Annotated in this window: 3 protein-coding genes and 1 pseudogene; 2 read left to right on the top strand and 2 right to left on the bottom strand. The window is 73.6% G+C overall.

Annotated elements, in window-relative coordinates; translation table 11 throughout:
• Together AC30N0_RS17435 and AC30N0_RS17430 are read right to left on the bottom strand one after the other, a co-directional pair.
• Nucleotides 1-371, bottom strand: a pseudogene (locus tag AC30N0_RS17435) (hypothetical protein); the annotation flags it as partial.
• Nucleotides 372-419: 48 nt separating this feature from the next.
• Nucleotides 420-1,529 carry an enolase C-terminal domain-like protein gene (locus tag AC30N0_RS17430; RefSeq protein ID WP_489519160.1) on the bottom strand — a complete coding sequence of 370 codons (1,110 nt, stop codon included), beginning with the start codon at nucleotides 1,527-1,529 and terminating at the stop codon, nucleotides 420-422.
• Nucleotides 1,530-1,690: 161 nt separating this feature from the next.
• On the opposite strand from AC30N0_RS17430, the gene AC30N0_RS17425 reads away from it, so the two are divergent.
• Together AC30N0_RS17425 and AC30N0_RS17420 are read left to right on the top strand one after the other, a co-directional pair.
• A complete protein-coding gene (locus AC30N0_RS17425; protein ID WP_489519159.1) occupies nucleotides 1,691-3,103 on the top strand; it encodes a TIGR03790 family protein in 1,413 nt (470 codons plus the stop codon).
• Between the two features lie 58 nt (nucleotides 3,104-3,161).
• A partial coding sequence (locus AC30N0_RS17420; RefSeq protein WP_489519158.1) for a nitronate monooxygenase occupies nucleotides 3,162-4,090 on the top strand: 929 nt, incomplete at its 3' end.

Below are 4,090 nucleotides of genomic sequence, written 5' to 3'. Positions count from 1 at the left end.
CCCTCCGTCCCGGAAGTACTGCGCCCGCGCCACCGCCCTCGCTTCGGGGTCCGGCTCAGCGTCCGCGCGAAGGCCGGGTTGAAGATCGCCCCGAGTCGCGCTTCCAGCCACTCGGCCGGCTCGTTGCTGGCGTGGGCGCGGCCCCGCACCGCGCCGAGGAGGCGGCCGAGCAGCACGCCGAGGGCGAGGCGGGCCAGCACGAGGGCGCCGAGGAAAGCCAGCGGTGCCGTCCGGGCGCCGGCGCCGAGCCCCTTCGTCCCGAGCAGTGCGACGCCGTGCGGGTAGGCCGCGAAGGCGAAGAGCAGGCTGGCGGCGAGGGCGAGCAGGTCGGCGCTGGCGACGAGCAGGCCGCGGCGCCAGCCGCCCCGCATGCCGGCGAGGCGACGACGCCGACCGGCAGGTCGATCAGCGGCGTAGCCTCAAGCCAGCCCGTGACGGGCAACGGCTCGCTCATCCCACTCCAGCCCGGTGCCGGGACGATCGGGCACGACGGCGAGCCCGTCCTCGATGCGAAGCGGCTCGCTCAGCAGGACGTCGGCCCAGTCGACGTACTCGAGCCAGTGGCAGGTCGGCGTCGCGGCCAGCACATGTGCGCTTGCCTCCGGCATCAGGTGCGAGCTCATCGGCGTGCCGCGCGCGGCGGCGACGCCGGCCGCGTGCATCCAGCCGCTGATGCCGCCGATGCGCCCGAGGTCGGGCATGACCAGGTCGCAGGCCGCGGCGTCGAAGGCCTGCAGCATCGCCTTTGGCCCGTCGAAGTTCTCGCCGAGCTGCAGGGGCAGCTCGAGGCTGCGCGCGATCTCGGCGTTGCCGCGCCAGTCGTCGTGGCGGATCGGCTCCTCGAGCCAGGCGACGCCTTCGGACTGCAGGGCGCGGCCGCGTTTCAGGGCCTCGCCCACGTCGAGCGCCTGGTTGTAGTCGACCATCACCTGGACTCCGTCGGGCAGGCGGCTGCGGACGGCGCGGGTGACGGCGAGGTCTTCCTCGAGCGTCGGGTAGCCGAGCCGCAGCTTGACGGCGCGAAAGCCGCCCTCGAGCAGGCGCTCGGCCTCGTCGGCGGCGGGGCCCGGCTGCATCAGGCCGAGCCCGCACGAGTTGTAGGCGGCGATCGGCCGCGGCCTGCTGCCGAGCAGGGTCGCCAGCGGCAGGCCGGCGGCGAGGGCGAGCGCATCCCAGAGCGCCATGTCGAGGGCGGAGAGCGCCATCCGCACGACCCCGGTTACGCCGATCAGCGCATGCAGCCGCTCGAGGCGCGCGGCGATGCACAGCGGCGCGACCGGCTCGCCGGCGATGAGCCCGGCCACCTCGGCGAGCACGGCGGCGACGGCACGGGCGCCGCTGCGCCGATAGCAGAACAGGTACGAGCGGCCGGCGACGCCCTCCTCCGTCTCGACGTCGAGCAGCAGCAGCGGCGCGGCACGCACCGTCGCGGCGCTGGTGCCGAGCACGTAGCGCAGCGGCACCTCGACGGCGCGGGTGCGGATCCCGCGCAGCGTCAGCCTGCCGGCAACGGCCGCTGCCGCGCTCACCGTGCCGCCCCTTCGGCATGCAGGGCCGGGCTGCACCCGCCCGCGGCGGGCGACGCAGCGCTGGCGATGGTCAGACTGTGACCGAAGCCGGCCTCCGCGGCAGGCACCCGGCCCGATTCCCGCGGGGCGCCGCCGTGCATCGTGCGCCGAGAATCGGCGCGATGAACTCCCGCAGCCAGCTCCGCCCCGCGGCATCCGCCCGCTTCGTCACGGCGCGCGTCCTCGCAGCCCGGCTCGCGCTCGCGCTCTGCGCCGGCGGGGCCGTGGTCGGCGCGGGCATCGGCACCGCTGCGGCGCTGGCGCCCGCGTCGGCCGCCGGCGCCGAAGCCCAGCTGCGGCTCGCCCTGCCCGCCGTCGGCCTGCGCACCCGCGACCTCGCCGTCATCGTCAACGACGCCGACCCGGCGAGCGTCGAGATCGGCCGCTACTACGCGGCGCGGCGCGGCATCGCCGAGGACCGGGTCGTCCACGTCCGCTTCACGCCCGGCCAGCCGGTCATGCCCTTCGGCGAGTACCTGCGCGTCAAGGAGGTGCTCGACGCCAGGCTGGGCCCGGATGTGCAGGCCCTGGCCCTGGCCTGGACCTATCCGTTCCGCGTCGAGTGCATGTCGGTGACGGCGGCGTTCGGGCTCGGCTTCGATCCCGGCTCGTACTGCGCCGAAGGCTGCCAGACGACGAAGCCGCACGCTTACTTCAACAGCCGCAGCCACGCGCCGTACACCGACCACCGCGTCCGGCCGACGATGCTGCTGGCCGGCACCGACGTCGACGGCGTCAAGCGTCTCATCGACCGCGGCGTCCGCTCCGATTCGACCTGGCCGGAAGGCAAGGCCTACCTGATGAGCACGCGCGACCCGGCTCGCAACGTGCGCGCCGCCAGCTTCGGCCACGTACGCGCGATGCTCGGCGCGGCCTACCCGATCGAGCAGATCGACGCCGACGCCCTCGAAGGCAAGGCCGACGTGATGTTCCACTTCACCGGCGTGGCCCAGGTCGCCGCCATCGCGAGCAACCGCTTCCTCGACGGTGCCATCGCCGACCACCTCACGTCGCACGGGGGCGTCCTGTCGGGCGCCGGGCAGACAACCGTGCTCGAATGGCTTGCCGCCGGCGCCACCGGCAGCTACGGCGCGAGCGTGGAGCCCTGCAACTTCCTCGCCAAGTTCCCCGACATCGGCGTCGTGATGGGCCGCTACCTCGGTGGCGAGACGCTCGTCGAGGCGTACTGGAAGAGCGTGCTCATGCCGGGCCAGGGCCTGTTCGTCGGCGACCCGCTGGCGCGCCCCTTCGGCGGCCGGCGCGTGACGCGCACCGCCGCCGGAACGGTGATCGAGACGCGTGCCCTGCCGCCCGGGAACTACCTTCTCGAGGCCTCGCGCAGCACCGTCGGACCGTTCCAGACCCTCGGGCCGGTCAGCGCGACCGGCTTCGGGGTGCGCCGGCTGACGGTCCCCTCGGGCGACCCGCGCTACTTCCGCCTGCGCCAGGTGCCGGAGGCGCCGAGGCCGTCGCCGGAGCGGCTGCCGCCATCCACCGAGGAGCCGGCGTCAGGGTCTTCCGGTTTGACACCGTGATCACCAGCAAGGATTATTCGTTCATGAGCATGAACAAGCTTGGCGTGGCGGGCGCGCGATGAAGAACCGCCTGTGCGAGATGTTCGGGATCGAGGTCCCCATCTTCGCCTTCTCCCATTGCCGCGACGTCGTCGTCGAGGTGTCGAGGGCCGGCGGCCTCGGCGTGCTCGGGATGGCCAGGATGAGCGCCGAGCGCGTGCACGAGGAGCTGAGCTGGATCGACCGGCACATCGACGGCAGGCCCTACGGGATCGACATCCTCAACCCGGCCCGCTACGAAGACCTCGGCGACCGCAAGTTCGACCCGGAGCGGCTGTTCCCGCAGGCGCAGCGCGACTTCGTCAGGAAGCTGCTCGACGACGCCGGCATCCCGCCGCTGCCCGAGGCCGACGCCGACCAGATCATGAAGACGATGGTCGGCGAGTTCACGTTCACGCCTGCCGAGAGCGCGCGGATGATCGAGATCGCCCTCGAGCACCCGATCAGGCTCATCGTCAACGCGCTCGGCTCGCCGTCGAAGGAGCTCGTCGAGCGGGCGCACGCGCGCGGCATCAAGGTCGCGGCGATGGCCGGCGCGGCCAAGCACGCGCTGAAGCACAAGGAGGTCGGCTGCGACTTCGTCATCGCCGTCGGCACCGAGGCCGGCGGGCATACCGGCAGCACGACGTCGATGGTGCTGTGGCCGCGCGTCGTCGATGCGGTCGCGCCCCTGCCGGTGCTGGGTGCCGGCGGCGTCGGCCGCGGCCGGCAGATGGCGGCGGCGCTGGCGCTCGGCTGCGAAGGCGTCTGGTGCGGCTCGGTCTGGCTGAAGACGGTCGAGAGCGAGGTCACGCCCGAGATCAAAGCGAGGCTGTTCGAGGCCGGCTCCGAAGACGCGGTGCTGACGCGCACCGTCACCGGCAAGCCCTGCCGCACCCTGCGCAGCCGCTTCACCGACGCCTGGGACGCGCCCGGCGCGCCAGACACCCTGCCGGCGCCGCTGCAGGC

Origin of the sequence: Rhizobacter sp., assembly GCF_031412495.1 — a bacterium.
GTDB lineage: Bacteria > Pseudomonadota > Gammaproteobacteria > Burkholderiales > Burkholderiaceae_C > Schlegelella_A.
This window is presented reverse-complemented; position numbering and strand designations above follow the sequence as displayed.

Coding starts and splice junctions, on each gene's coding strand:
- AC30N0_RS17425 (WP_489519159.1), top strand. CDS start 1,691: ATGAACTCCCGCAGCCAGCTCCGCCCCGCGGCATCCGCCCGCTTCGTC.